The sequence below is a fragment of the Hymenobacter sp. YIM 151858-1 genome (assembly GCF_025979705.1).
In the GTDB taxonomy this organism is placed as follows: Bacteria; Bacteroidota; Bacteroidia; order Cytophagales; family Hymenobacteraceae; genus Solirubrum.
In genome coordinates this window covers 912491-924829 of record NZ_CP110136.1, presented here as the reverse complement: position 1 = coordinate 924829, position 12339 = coordinate 912491, and the positions used below count along the sequence as shown (strand labels likewise).

General features: G+C 58.6%; 11 protein-coding genes. 6 read left to right on the top strand and 5 right to left on the bottom strand.

What is annotated here, in order from left to right; all coding sequences use genetic code 11:
* Positions 1 to 309 precede the first annotated feature (309 nt).
* A complete protein-coding gene (locus OIS50_RS03885) occupies positions 310 to 870 on the top strand; it encodes a hypothetical protein (RefSeq protein WP_264693017.1) in 561 nt (186 codons plus the stop codon).
* Between the two features lie 88 nt (positions 871 to 958).
* Here OIS50_RS03885 and OIS50_RS03880 read toward each other — a convergent pair whose 3' ends face one another.
* Complete coding sequence (locus OIS50_RS03880) at positions 959 to 1477, bottom strand: NUDIX domain-containing protein (protein WP_264693016.1); 519 nt, start codon at positions 1475 to 1477, stop codon at positions 959 to 961.
* A 99-nt stretch (positions 1478 to 1576) separates the two neighbouring features.
* On the opposite strand from OIS50_RS03880, the gene OIS50_RS03875 reads away from it, so the two are divergent.
* Positions 1577 to 2995 carry a DEAD/DEAH box helicase gene (locus OIS50_RS03875; protein WP_264693015.1) on the top strand — a complete coding sequence of 473 codons (1419 nt, stop codon included), beginning with the start codon at positions 1577 to 1579 and terminating at the stop codon, positions 2993 to 2995.
* Between the two features lie 229 nt (positions 2996 to 3224).
* Positions 3225 to 3707, top strand: a complete 483-nt coding sequence (locus tag OIS50_RS03870) for a hypothetical protein (RefSeq protein WP_264693014.1) — start codon at positions 3225 to 3227, stop codon at positions 3705 to 3707.
* Positions 3708 to 3795: 88 nt separating this feature from the next.
* Here the strand turns inward: OIS50_RS03870 and OIS50_RS03865 are convergent, their stop codons facing one another.
* From OIS50_RS03865 to OIS50_RS03855, 3 genes are all read right to left on the bottom strand, one after another.
* Positions 3796 to 3972, bottom strand: a complete 177-nt coding sequence (locus tag OIS50_RS03865; protein ID WP_160328170.1) for a hypothetical protein — start codon at positions 3970 to 3972, stop codon at positions 3796 to 3798.
* A 679-nt stretch (positions 3973 to 4651) separates the two neighbouring features.
* Positions 4652 to 5245 carry a helix-turn-helix domain-containing protein gene (locus tag OIS50_RS03860; RefSeq protein ID WP_264693013.1) on the bottom strand — a complete coding sequence of 198 codons (594 nt, stop codon included), beginning with the start codon at positions 5243 to 5245 and terminating at the stop codon, positions 4652 to 4654.
* 411 nt (positions 5246 to 5656) lie between these two features.
* On the bottom strand, positions 5657 to 7444 hold the full coding sequence (locus OIS50_RS03855) for a L,D-transpeptidase family protein (RefSeq protein WP_264693012.1): 1788 nt from the start codon (positions 7442 to 7444) through the stop codon (positions 5657 to 5659).
* Positions 7445 to 7790: 346 nt separating this feature from the next.
* On the opposite strand from OIS50_RS03855, the gene OIS50_RS03850 reads away from it, so the two are divergent.
* A complete protein-coding gene (locus OIS50_RS03850; RefSeq protein WP_264693011.1) occupies positions 7791 to 9593 on the top strand; it encodes a M1 family metallopeptidase in 1803 nt (600 codons plus the stop codon).
* Between the two features lie 93 nt (positions 9594 to 9686).
* Positions 9687 to 10610, top strand: a complete 924-nt coding sequence (locus OIS50_RS03845; RefSeq protein ID WP_264693010.1) for a cyanophycinase — start codon at positions 9687 to 9689, stop codon at positions 10608 to 10610.
* A 120-nt stretch (positions 10611 to 10730) separates the two neighbouring features.
* On the opposite strand, the gene OIS50_RS03840 is transcribed toward OIS50_RS03845, so the two are convergent.
* Complete coding sequence (locus OIS50_RS03840) at positions 10731 to 11702, bottom strand: isoaspartyl peptidase/L-asparaginase family protein (protein WP_264693009.1); 972 nt, start codon at positions 11700 to 11702, stop codon at positions 10731 to 10733.
* Between the two features lie 196 nt (positions 11703 to 11898).
* Here OIS50_RS03840 and OIS50_RS03835 point away from each other — a divergent pair, with 196 nt between their 5' ends.
* Complete coding sequence (locus OIS50_RS03835; RefSeq protein WP_264693008.1) at positions 11899 to 12321, top strand: DUF3127 domain-containing protein; 423 nt, start codon at positions 11899 to 11901, stop codon at positions 12319 to 12321.
* Positions 12322 to 12339 lie beyond the last annotated feature (18 nt).

The window sequence follows — 12339 nt, the reverse complement described above, 5'->3', positions numbered from 1 at the left end:
GGTAATGTTCAAAATTACGGAAGCTTGCCTTGCGCTGCTGTATGTCGGGCAGAATAATACGGCGCTTTAATTATGCGTCTTTTTTGAAGCTGGCTTTATCTGAGTTTCATCCAATCGGCGGAGGATTGCAACTGGCATGCTTACACGTTCCGGAAGGAAATCGGCCTACGTGAAACGGGCTTTGGGTACGCGCAGCACCTAAATTGGATAAATCGCCCTCAACTAACGCCCTACAGCTGCGGTGCTGCGTCGGAAGTTGCCTAATTTTGCCAACTGAAGGCTGCCAAGCAGCGCCCAATCATCTGCGATATGAAGAAGTTTTTTACCCTGTTTACCCTGCTGGTGCTAGGTGCATCAGCGGCCCATGCCCAAGCCGACCCCGGTGCCGAGCGCAAGAAGTACCTGCGCCCGAAAAAAGACGACGAGTGCCAGTACGTACAAAACGTTACCAAGAACACCGAGGAGGAGCAGCAGGTAGAAGGCACGTACACGCGCGTTGCCTACCGCCCGTATTCCGAGATGCTGGTTGTCATCAACGAGCTCAAGAAGATGAACAACTGGGCCGACAGCACCTACCAGCGCCATTTCAACAACCTGCCCGCCGGCGGCACGCTGGTAATTACCATGCACCGCAAAGGTGCCAAGAACGCCGATCCTAGCCTGCTAACGGTAACCGCCACCACCAAGGATGGCAAGCAACTGCTCAGCCAGCAGCTCACGCCGGGCACGGGCCGCTTCTGGAACCGCGACTTGTACATGAGCACCCGCACTATTCCATTTGTTAAAACCGATGAACCGGGCCCCGTTCAGGTGAGCATTGCTGATGACAAGCTAAAGCAACGCTTTGACTACATTGTAGTTACTCAGTAGGTATACCCAAATGCATAAACACCATTGTCAGCCTTTTCCAGCCTTTGCTGAGCAGCCAACGATGGTGTTTATGCATTTAGTTAAGCCATTAGCGGCGCCTTAGTTGGGCCCACTGAACGGCTACGAGCGTCTTGGCGTCTTGCAGGTTTTCGCGCAGCAGCTCATCCCAACCCAACATTACGGCTGTGATGTTCTCGTTCTCGCCTTCGGCCCCTCCGCCTTGGCCTATGCGCCGACTTACCTCGGCGTAATACACCGAAATTTGCTCGGCGTCGCCACCCGGCGAAGGGTACATATCCACGATGTGCTCGAGCTTGTCGAGGGCATAGCCCAACTCCTCCTCTATTTCGCGGCGCATCGCCTCTTCGGCCGGTTCGCCCTCCTTGTCGAGCATCCCGGCCGGTATCTCCAACGTTTCCTTTTCGGGTCCGATGCGGTATTGTCGCACGAATGCGAACTGTTGTTTGTTGGTATCGAAAACCAACGCCGCTACCGCGTTTCCGGGCTCAAAACGCTCCCGAATCAGCTGTTCGCCTTCGTGTTCGAGCGTCAGCTTGCGCATTTTATAGAAGCCGTCGTAAACCGTTTCTACCTTTGTAATCTTCATGGGATGCTATTGGTACAGGCCTGAACCACCACTTACGCCAAATATGCAGGCCTTTGTTTGGCCGATTATCCCTTTGCCGCATTTCTTTTTCCCCTGATTTTGACGTTTAACGACCTCCAACTGCTGCCAGAACTGCTGACAGCTTTGCACGCTACGGGCTACGAGCGCCCCACTCCCATTCAGCAGCAAGCCATTCCGTATGTGCTCGACGCCCGCGATTTGCTGGGCGTGGCCCAAACCGGCACCGGCAAAACGGCGGCCTTTACCTTGCCGCTGCTGCAGCGCCTTCATCTTTCGAAGCCCACCAATCAGCCCAGTGGCCCGCGTGCCGTTCGGGCGCTGATTCTGACGCCCACCCGCGAGCTGGCCATTCAGATCGGGGAAAGCTTTGCTACTTACGGGCAAAACCTGAAGCTGCGCCATGCGGTAATTTTCGGCGGCGTAAGCCAGCACCCGCAAGTTGAGGCCCTCCGCCGCGGCGTTGATGTGCTGATTGCCACCCCCGGCCGCCTGCTCGACCTGATCAACCAAGGCTACATTGATCTGAAGCGCCTGGAAATTTTCGTGCTGGATGAAGCCGACCGCATGCTCGACATGGGTTTCATCAACGACATCCGGCGCATACTGCCGCTGCTGCCCAAGCAACGCCAGTCGCTGTTTTTCTCGGCCACCATGCCGCCCACCATTCAGCAGCTGGCTGATAGCATTTTGCGCAATCCCGTGCAGGTGGCGGTTACGCCCGTTTCCAGCACCGCCGAAAAGGTGGAGCAGGCGGTGTACATGATCGAGAAGACCGACAAGCCTTACCTGCTGCTGGAGGTGCTGAGCAACCCTGAGCTGCGCCGCGTGCTGGTGTTTACCCGTACCAAACACGGCGCCGATCGGGTAGCGAAGGGCCTGAATGCCAAAGGCATCGTGGCGGAGGCCATTCACGGCAACAAATCGCAGAATGCGCGCCAGCGGGCTTTGCAAAACTTCAAGAGCGGCGAAACGCGGGTGTTGGTGGCTACCGACCTGGCAGCCCGGGGTATTGATGTAGACGAGCTGAGCCACGTAGTAAACTACGAGCTACCCAACGAGCCCGAAACCTACGTGCACCGCATTGGCCGCACCGGCCGGGCCGGTGCCGAGGGCATGGCGCTGTCCTTCTGCGACCAGGAGGAGCGGGCTTACCTGCAGGATATTCAGCGGCTGATTAACCGCGAAATTCCGTTGGTCGACAACCACTCGTACGCCAACAACGACGTAGCCCCGGTGCCGCTCAAAGGCCCCACCATTACCAAGCCCAAAGGCCCGGCTGGCCGGCCGCCGCGCCCCGGCCGGGGGCCCGCCACCACCGGAGGCGGCGCTAAGGCCAACCGCGGAGCCGCTGCGGGCCATGCCCGGCCAGCCACGGCTCCGCGCCAGAAGCAAGACAACCGCAGCAAGGCTTCGTCGCCAAGCCAGGGGGCTGCTGCAGCTGGCCCTGGCAAGCCGCGCCCCAACGGCCGTTCCGGTCGTCGGCGCCGCCGCGACTAGCTCTAGGTACTTTGCCTGTCAGTACAGCCCCCGTGCCCCTGCGCGGGGGCTTTGCTTTTGGCACCTAGGGCCTTTGGCAGGCCACAAGCACGGTGGGCATTGGGCAAACCCAGCGACCAGAGGGCTGGATGCCGAACAAAACCAAGGCCGGTTTGCTTATATAGCTGGTACGTTCATGTGGACGCCCGACACCAGAGCACCGCAATTTTCTTCCTTTCGGTACTTCTTTATGGCTACTTGCTCGCTTTCTGTTATCGAAACCCTCCGCACCACGGCGCAACGACTAGCAACGCAGGCACCCTACCAGTGGGGCCACATGGGGAGTTGCAACTGCGGCCACCTGGCCCAAACCATTACCCAGCTCAGCAAAGCCGAAATCCATGCCCGCGCGCTGCAGCGCTACGGCGACTGGGACCAGCAGCTGCGCGACTACTGCCCTACCAGCGGCTTGCCGATCGACGAGACCATCGACGAGATGCTGGCCGCCGGCTTTACCCGCTCTGACCTGGCCCATCTGGAGCGCCTCTCCGACCCGACCATCCGGGCGGCCATTCCGTTCGAGCGGCGCAATGCGCTACGCCACAACATGCGCGACGATGTGGTGCTGTATCTGCGCACCTGGGCTCAGCTGCTGGAGGAGCAATTAATTGCAGGTATCAAACTTCCCTCGCTGCAGCCGGTGCCGGAGCCTGCGCTGGTGCAACACACCTAGGACCCGAAAAAGCAGCAGCCCCGCCTGAGGTACCTCAGGCGGGGCTGCTGCTTTTTCGGGAGGCTGGCACCAACTGCGCAGAGCCAGATTACTGCTCGATGGCGTTCGGCTGACTGCTCTGGGCTTCGCGGTAACCTTCCGGCCGGTGTTCGCGCTTGTAAGCAGCATCGGCGTTCGGATCTTTTTCGGCATCAGGGGGAGGCGTGCACGACGTGGCCAGCACAGCAACCCAAGCAAATAATGCAAGCAGGCAGGACTTTTTCATACCCCAAAGGTAAGTGCGCCGGATTAGATCGTCAAGCCGAAATACGCACCGGCCTTAAGTGAGTTATGGAGCACGGATTCGGGTTCGATCAAACGCCCTGTTTACAAATAACAACTGTAATCATCCGGAAACTATGACTTATGCTGTGGTCTAAGTTTAGTGGTTATTAAAAACCACTCCATTGTCCTTGGCCTGATCACCGCATCCTGCGTAAACCCAGATCATGAAGATCAGGCCAGCTGAAAGCCTGACTACAGGCTGAAACCAGTGCCAGAGCAAGGCAACCTGTTGTACATTTCACGGAAACCATCGTGTTACAATTATTAGCATCAGATGTTGAAAATACGCCAAACAAGCAGTCTATCCATTAACACCGCAGCGACACCGTTAATAGAACTAAAAAAATAAGGTCATCATCTGTACAACACGGGTTAAAGCCTTATCAATGCACTTCACATGTAGAGCATTTTACCGCTGGCTATCAACGATTTATAATAAGCATTCGATTAACAAGTACCAAGCCACATTATCATCCTATACAATTGGACTTATAATATTAAGCAACCTGTTGGCTTGTGGTTGACAACCAGACACAATTGCATCGGAAATCGGATGCCATCTTAATGCTCCTGCAGTAAGTACGACAGTTGGACAGCAGCAGTTTTCGCCACAGACACGCTTAGGCAGGTTCGGTTGCAGGAGTGTAGTCGGTGAAAGTCCCATCGCTATAGAATATCAATACTCTGCGAATGGTTTTTGGTTGTGTAACAGCAGGTTGGGCCACCACTTCAGGAATGGCTCTGCTGCTGATGGTACCCGCACTATTGTTGGGGCCAGGAGGCGGGGAGCCAGCGCCTAAGGGAAGATCGGGCGGAGCAGTCGGTGTAGCGTCGGCAATAGCGTCCGGGGCTTCTGACGAGGCTGGTAGAGCGATACTCGGCGCTTTATAGCTTTCTGCAGGCTTCTCGGGCTCCGTAGCGGCCTTAACGCCCCGTTTGGGTGGCGCAGTAGCCGAGCTAGCCGCAATCGGCTTAACAGAGACCTGAGGCGGGCTCATTGGCTTCGATGAAAGCATTGCCCCTTGGCCATTAAGCAGCCAAGCCATCGACAGATCCGGAAATGCTGCCAGTATCTTCTGCACCACCTCCAGGCTTGGCTTGTTACGGCCGCTCAATATGTGGCTCACAATTGGCCGTGCAACGCCTATGGCATCGGCAAACTGCGTGGAGGAAAGCTGGCGTGCTTGGATAAGCTGGCGAATTCGATCGAGCATAGCAAGAAAGGCTGGTTACAAACCTACACACTAATGAGTAAAGCGAATGGACAGTCAATGGCCGCCATTACAAATGTAATTACATATCTATACAGGGCATCCTTTAGTTACTTTTGTTTACAAACGATATCTGCTGTTTACATAAGTTCACTAATAGTAATTTATCTGATTCTGCTCCTTGCTGGTCTTACTTGGTCCGCTTCAAGACTATGCCGCGTAGGTTTTCTGTAGTCCTTTCCGCTCATCTGGTTGCCGGATGTCCTTCGGGCAAAAAACAAAGCGCCCCGGCTACGGTGCCGGGGCGCTTTGTTGTAACTATCAGAAGTCGCAGACTAGTTCTGCGGATGCCCCTCGGAAACTACCAAATCGAATGGGCTCTGGTTTGGGGCAGCCATCGTACCAAGGGAACCCCTAGGTGCTAAAGTACTCCCGGGCCAAAGATTTGTCGTGGCCGTAGATGTCGTCGCGGAAGTGCACGTTGCCAGCGTCGTCGACCCAGGTAGTAAAGTACACCAGGTAAACGGGCAGCTTCTCCGGAAGCGTTACGTACTGCTCCTTCCCCGCCGCTACGGTTTCCTGAATTTTGGTCATGTCCCAACCGGGCTTGTTACGCAGCAGGTACTCGGCCAACTCCAGGGGCCGCTCTACGCGCACGCAGCCGTGGCTGAAACCACGTTTGGCCTGGCTGAAGAGTTCGTCGTTGGGCGTGTCGTGCAGGTAGATGTCCTCCGAGTTCGGGAACAAAAACTTAACGTCGCCTAGGTCGTTGCGCGGCCCTGGGCGCTTGCGCAGCGTGTACTTCCACTTGCCTTCGGTGAGGTTGGCCCAATCGATGCTCGATGGGTCGACCGGCGTGGCCTTGGCACCGGAGCCTTTCACCACCTCCATGTCGAGGCGCTCAAGGTAGCCGGCAGCATCGCGCTCCAAACCAGGACGCAGCTCTTTGTCGATGATGCTAAAGGGCACGTTCCAGTACGGCGCCAGCACCACGTATTCCATCTTGTCGCTGAACACGGGAGTTGCGTTCAGCTGCTTGCCCACAATCACGCGCATGTCGATGGCGGGCTTGCCGTTCTCGTACACCCACATGTGGTAGTCGGGGATATTTACGAGCAGGTAGTTGGGCTCGAAGCGCTTCGGAATCCAGCGCCAACGCTCCATGTTCAGGATGATCTGATCGATGCGCTGCTGCAGCGGGATGTTGAGCAGCTTGATGGTTTCGGGCCCTAGGTTGCCGTCGGGGTTCAGGCCGTTCTGTTGCTGAAATGCCTTGACGGCAGCCACGAGCTCAGCATCGTAGGTGCGCGATTCTTGCACACCCGTGGCGCCGGCCTGTCCTGCTTTGTTCGATACCGGTACTGCCTGCGGTTGAGCCGCAAGCTCCGGGTTCGGGGTGCCATCGGGCCTGAAGCCAAAGAGGCGGCGGCGTAGCGCCGGTACTACGGCCGAGGTATCGTTGGGGCGCAGGCGTTTCACGGCCGGCACGGTGGCCCAGCCGCCGTTGCGCTGCATGGTACGGAAGCGGGCCAGGGCCTCGCGCAACCGGTCGTACTCGGGGTGCAGGGGCTCAAACTCGTAGTAGGGGTACGTGCTTTCCCGCTCCTGCAGGATGGTCATGAGCGCCTTGTGCAACTTGATTTTGTTACGCTTGATCTTCCAGTCGATGTTTTTTACCTCGCGCGGGTTTACCAGGCCGCGATAAAAATCATCGGCCCAATTGAAGTAAGTGGCTGATAGCGCGACATCAATCTCTTTTTCGAGCGCGTTGCGGGCGGTGGTATCGGGGGCTTCTTTCAGCTGCGCGAAAAGCTTGTCGAAATCAACGACTTTGTAGTCCTTGGGGTCGAGGCCTTCTTCGCCGGCTTTCTTGAGCACCGAGAGCATACGCTCGGCATGGGGCACCACTTCGTGCTCACGAAACCAACCTAGGCGGCCTTCGCGCTCCTTGTAGAATTTTTTACCCCATTCGATTTCGCCTTTGAACGCCGGCTTCGCGGCCATGTACTTCTCAACGTACACGGTATCGATGCGCGGCTGCGGGCCGGCTTTTTTAGCGGCGGTGCCCGGCAGCAGATCAGCGGCTGCGTCCTGCACTTTCTCCTTTTGCTCCTGGCTGCACGAGGCAGTAACCAGCAGCAGGCAGAAAGCCAGCATCAGCCGTAAGGTGGACAGAAAAACGGTTTGAACCGATGACTTCATGAGTATGGTGGAAAAACAAAGCGGCACTTCCGCGGGGCGGCGGTGGCATCCCTGAACCACAGGGCCGCCGCTGCGGGCTGCTTGATTGTACTCCAACAGCCCGTTACAGGTTGCCTGAGTTACTCTCTTCCAGCCTGCAAGATAATTGTAAAACGATGCGAGCCGGCATCTTGCTGCTCAGCGGCTCGGTTTTCAGCCCTACGCGCTCATTGGTTTCGGCCGCTCGCCCTAGGTGCCGGCGGCTCCAAACGGTCCCGCCACGTAGGGGGTTATCTTTGGGGCCGGTTCGTGCGTAGGCAACATTGGCCACCGGCGCCGCCCGGTTTCACTCCTTATTATATATAGCATGGTTAAAACGCTTCTGGCTTCCGACCCGCACAGCTGCGCCCGCCCGCAAGAGGCCGTGGTGCGCCACTTGGTGCTCCACCTCACCGTCGACTTTGCCGCCAAGCGCTTGCTGGGCAAAGCCACGTGGCAGGTGGAGGTACAGCCGGGCATTACGGAACTGTGGCTTGACACCCGCGACCTGGCCATTGAAGCGGTTACCCTCGATAACGATACCACGCTTACGGCCTTTGAGCTTGGCGAACCCGACCCCGTGCTCGGCCGACCAATGCGCATTCACGTGCACCCCACTACCCGTTCGGTAACCGTGCTCTACCGCACCTCGCCGGAGGCCGCCGCCCTGCAGTGGCTAACGCCCGAGCAAACGGCCGGCAAGCAGCACCCGTTTTTGTTTACCCAGTCGCAGGCCATTCTGGCGCGCACCTGGATTCCGTGCCAGGACTCGCCGGGCGTACGCTTCACCTACGAAGCCACCGTGAACGGACCCAAAGAGCTGCTCGCCCTGATGAGCGCCGAAAACCCGCAGCAGCTTTCGGCTTCGGGCGAGTATACGTTCCGCATGCCGCAGCCCATTCCCTCCTACCTCATGGCGCTGGCCGTGGGCAACCTGCAGTTTCAGGCCCTGAGCAACCGCACCGGTATTTACGCCGAGCCGGCTACGCTGCCCAGCGCTACCCACGAGTTTGCCGACCTCGAGCAGATGGTGGGCGCAGCCGAGGAGTTGTACGGCCCCTACCGCTGGGAGCGGTACGATTTGCTGGTGCTGCCACCCTCATTCCCCTTCGGCGGTATGGAAAACCCGCGCCTTACTTTCGTAACGCCCACCATCCTGGCCGGCGACCGAAGCCTGACCAGCCTGGTAGCGCACGAGCTGGCCCACTCCTGGTCGGGCAACCTCGTGACGAACGCCACCTGGAACGACTTCTGGCTGAACGAAGGCTTTACGGTGTACTTTGAGCGGCGCATCATGGAGCGGCTGTACGGCCGCGACTACGCCGACATGCTGCAGGTACTGGGCCAAACGGCCTTGCACCACACCATTGAGGAGCTAGGTGCCAACAGCCCCGACACCCACCTGCACCTGCAGCTCGCCGGCCGCGACCCCGACGAGGGCCTCAACGAAATTGCCTACGAAAAAGGCAACTACCTGCTCCTAACCCTTGAGAGCATCGTGGGCCGCGAAAAGCTCGACGCTTTCATCACCCAGTACTTCTCCGAGCACGCCTTCCAGTCGATGGATACCGCGCACTTTGTGGCGTACCTGCGCCGCGAGCTGCTCAGCCAGGTACCGGGTGCCGAAGCGCAATTACAGCTCGAAACCTGGATAAACGCCCCAGGTATTCCGCCAATGGCGCCGCCGGTTCAGTCGGAGCGGTTTGCCAGCGTGGAGGCGGCTTTGCAAGCCTGGCGGCACGGCGCCGTTCCGGCTGCACTCGAAACCCACACCTGGAGCACGCACGAGTGGGTACATTTCCTGCACGGCTTGCCTGAGCACATCAGCCCCGAGCAGCTTGCCGACTTGGATAAAGCCTTCGGCTTTACCAATTCGGGCAACGCCGAAATCCTGACGGCCTGGTTTCCGTTGGCTGTTGGCGCCCACTATGCACCGGCCAACACCGCGCTGCAGGATTTTCTTACGCGCGTTGGCCGCCGCAAATTTCTGGTTCCGCTCTACAAAGCCTTGCTGGCCACACCCGAGGGCCAGGAGCGCGCCCGCCAGATATACGCCCAGGCCCGCGGCAACTACCACTCGGTTTCAACCAGCACCCTCGACACGCTGGTTGGCAAGCCAACATTCGCTTAGCCTTTTGGCACTTTTTGGCGCAGGAGTTGCTTCATGCAGCATACGTTCCGATTCTCTCCTTTCTCACTCACCCACGCCTCACTTTTCTGCTAGTTGAACGCACCGAAACCACAGGGTAAACTGATTGCCGTTGGGGGCAACGAAGACAAAGGCACTTACCCCAACCCGCGCAAAAAGAAGAAGTACTACCTCAATTTTTTTGAGCTGGGCATTCTGAAGCGCATTGTGTTGGAAAGCGGCAAAACCAACCCGCGCATCGAGGTAATCACCACCGCCTCCATGATTCCGGAGGAGGTCGGGCGCATCTACGTATCGTCGTTTGGCATGCTGAACTGCCTCGACGTGGGCGTGATGGACATCCGGGTTCCGCAAGACACCGATCAGCCCGAAATGCTCGAACGCCTGCTCGCGGCCGACCTGGTGATGTTTTCGGGCGGCGACCAGTCGCGGCTCAGGGAAATGTTTTGCGGCACGCGCTTTCTGGAAATCCTGACGCAGCGCTACTTTGCCGAGCCCGATTTTGTAATTGCGGGCACCAGCGCCGGCGCCATGGCCATGTCGCACATCATGATCCGGGGCGGCTCGGTACCGGAGTCGCTGATGAAGGGCGCCGTGAAAATGGGCACGGGCCTGAGCCTGATTCCGAACGTTATCATCGACTCGCACTTTGTAAAGCGCGGCCGTTTTGGTCGCCTGATTGAATCGGTGGGTTTGCATCCCACGTTCATCGGCATTGGCTTGGGCGAGGACACAGGCGTGCTTATCCGCAACGGCAACCTCATCGAAACCATCGGCTCCAATCTGGTCATCATTATCGATGGCCACCACATCCGGCACAACAACACGGCCGCTGCTCCCAAGGGCACGGCCCTCTCGATTGAGAACATTACCATGCACGTGCTGGCGAAAGGCAACGTGTACGATATTCAGGAACGCAGATTTTTTGTCGACAAGGCAACCCACGATGCTGCAGTGGAAGCGCATCGGCCAGCCGTTGAAGTACGCCCGGCGTCGTAAGCCTGCTACTCCTTAATATATATGGAGCGGCCCCGGTAGTCATGGCACTACCGGGGCCGCTGCTCTTTGCCACCTGCCTAGGTGCTGCCAGCGCCAAAGGCCCAGAACACCTAGGGGTTGTTATTCGTCGTGGTAGATGCCCACAAACAAGGGCGCGTAGCTGCTGATGCTGGCCCGGTACATGCCTTCGGAGTTGAAGGGCAAGGCGATGTTGCCGGCGGCATCCACGGCTACCAGTCCGCCTTCGCCGCCAACGGGGGCCAGTTTATCGTGCACCACCACGTGGCAGGCTTCGGCCAGGCTCAGGCCCCGGTACTCCATCAGGCAGGCAATATCATGCGCCACCACAGCCCGGATAAAAAACTCGCCGTGGCCGGTGCAGCTGATGGCGCACGTACGGTTGTCGGCCCAGGTGCCCGCCCCGATAATGGGCGAGTCGCCCACGCGCGAAAACCGCTTGTTCGTCATGCCGCCCGTGCTGGTGGCCGCCGCCAGGTTTCCGTATTGGTCGCAGGCCACGGCTCCAACCGTTCCCATCTTGCGCTTCGGGTCTTCGTCGAATTTATTGGGCTCGTCGAGCGGGGCGTCGTGGCTGTGGTCGAGACGGATGCGGCCGCTCGCCAGCGCCTCCTGCAGTTGCGCATAGCGGTGCTCGGTAAAGAAATACGCAGGCGGCTGCATGGCCAACCCTTGCTGGCGGGCAAACTCCTCGGCGCCGGGCCAGGCCAACAGCACGTGCTCGGAGCGCTCCATCACCAGGCGCGCCGCCCTGATGGGGTTTTGCACCGCCCGCACACCCGTTACGGCTCCGGCCTGCTTGGTGCGGCCGTCCATGATAGAAGCATCGAGCTCGTGGTGGCCCTCGTGGGTGAACACGGCACCGCGGCCGGCATTAAACAACGGGTTGTTTTCGAGCTGCACCACGGTGTGCTCCACCGCATCGAGGGCCGGCGCGCCCTGCCGCAGCAAATCGTAGCCGGCGAGCAAGGCATGCTGCAAAGCCTGGCGGTATTCGTATTCGGCCTCGGGGAGCAGCTGGTTGCGGGCAATGGTGCCGGCGCCGCCGTGCAGGGCAAGGGCAATGTGCGACATGCAGTAAGATTGAGTTGCTGAGCCACAAGTACGGCAACGGCGGTGGGCGGTTTGCCCACCGCCGCCGGGTGGGCTACTCCTTATTATATATAGGAGTGCAAAAGTGAGCCACCAACCACGGCCCGGCACCACCCATCCGGAATTATTTTTCGTAGATTTGGCTTATAAATTTTCAACATCCCTCCTTTCATTGACTATGGCTTACGAAGCTACCGGCCGCCTGCACGACATCATGGACGAGCAACAGGTGAGCGAGAAATTCCGCAAGCGCGAGTTCGTGCTGGAAGTCGTAGACGGCCAGTATCCCGAGCATATCAAATTTCAGCTGGTACAAGACAAAACCGCACTGATCGACCAATACAAAATCGGCGACGAGGTACGCGTTCAGTTCAACCTGCGTGGCCGCGGCTTCAACAAAAACGGCCAGATGCTGTACTTCACCAACCTCGAAGCCTGGCGCATTGAGCCGTCGGCGGGTGGTGGTGCCAGCGCGGGCGCTCAGCAGAGCGGCGGTTACTCGGCTCCGGCTGCCAACAACAACCCCGGCCTGCGCCGCGATGCCCAGCCGCAGCGCCCGGCCCCCATTGCTTCGGACGACGACAACGACCTGCCTTTCTAAGCAGCCGCTGCAAATGAT

Bases quoted from the DNA above. Each gene is read 5' to 3' on its own strand.
- OIS50_RS03865 (WP_160328170.1), bottom strand. From the start codon at position 3,972: ATGAAAAAGTCCTGCCTGCTTGCATTATTTGCTTGGGTTGCTGTGCTG.
- OIS50_RS03840 (WP_264693009.1), bottom strand. From the start codon at position 11,702: ATGTCGCACATTGCCCTTGCCCTGCACGGCGGCGCCGGCACCATTGCC.
- OIS50_RS03855 (WP_264693012.1), bottom strand. From the start codon at position 7,444: ATGAAGTCATCGGTTCAAACCGTTTTTCTGTCCACCTTACGGCTGATG.
- OIS50_RS03860 (WP_264693013.1), bottom strand. From the start codon at position 5,245: ATGCTCGATCGAATTCGCCAGCTTATCCAAGCACGCCAGCTTTCCTCC.
- OIS50_RS03880 (WP_264693016.1), bottom strand. From the start codon at position 1,477: ATGAAGATTACAAAGGTAGAAACGGTTTACGACGGCTTCTATAAAATG.
- OIS50_RS03870 (WP_264693014.1), top strand. From the start codon at position 3,225: ATGGCTACTTGCTCGCTTTCTGTTATCGAAACCCTCCGCACCACGGCG.
- OIS50_RS03885 (WP_264693017.1), top strand. From the start codon at position 310: ATGAAGAAGTTTTTTACCCTGTTTACCCTGCTGGTGCTAGGTGCATCA.
- OIS50_RS03835 (WP_264693008.1), top strand. From the start codon at position 11,899: ATGGCTTACGAAGCTACCGGCCGCCTGCACGACATCATGGACGAGCAA.
- OIS50_RS03850 (WP_264693011.1), top strand. From the start codon at position 7,791: ATGGTTAAAACGCTTCTGGCTTCCGACCCGCACAGCTGCGCCCGCCCG.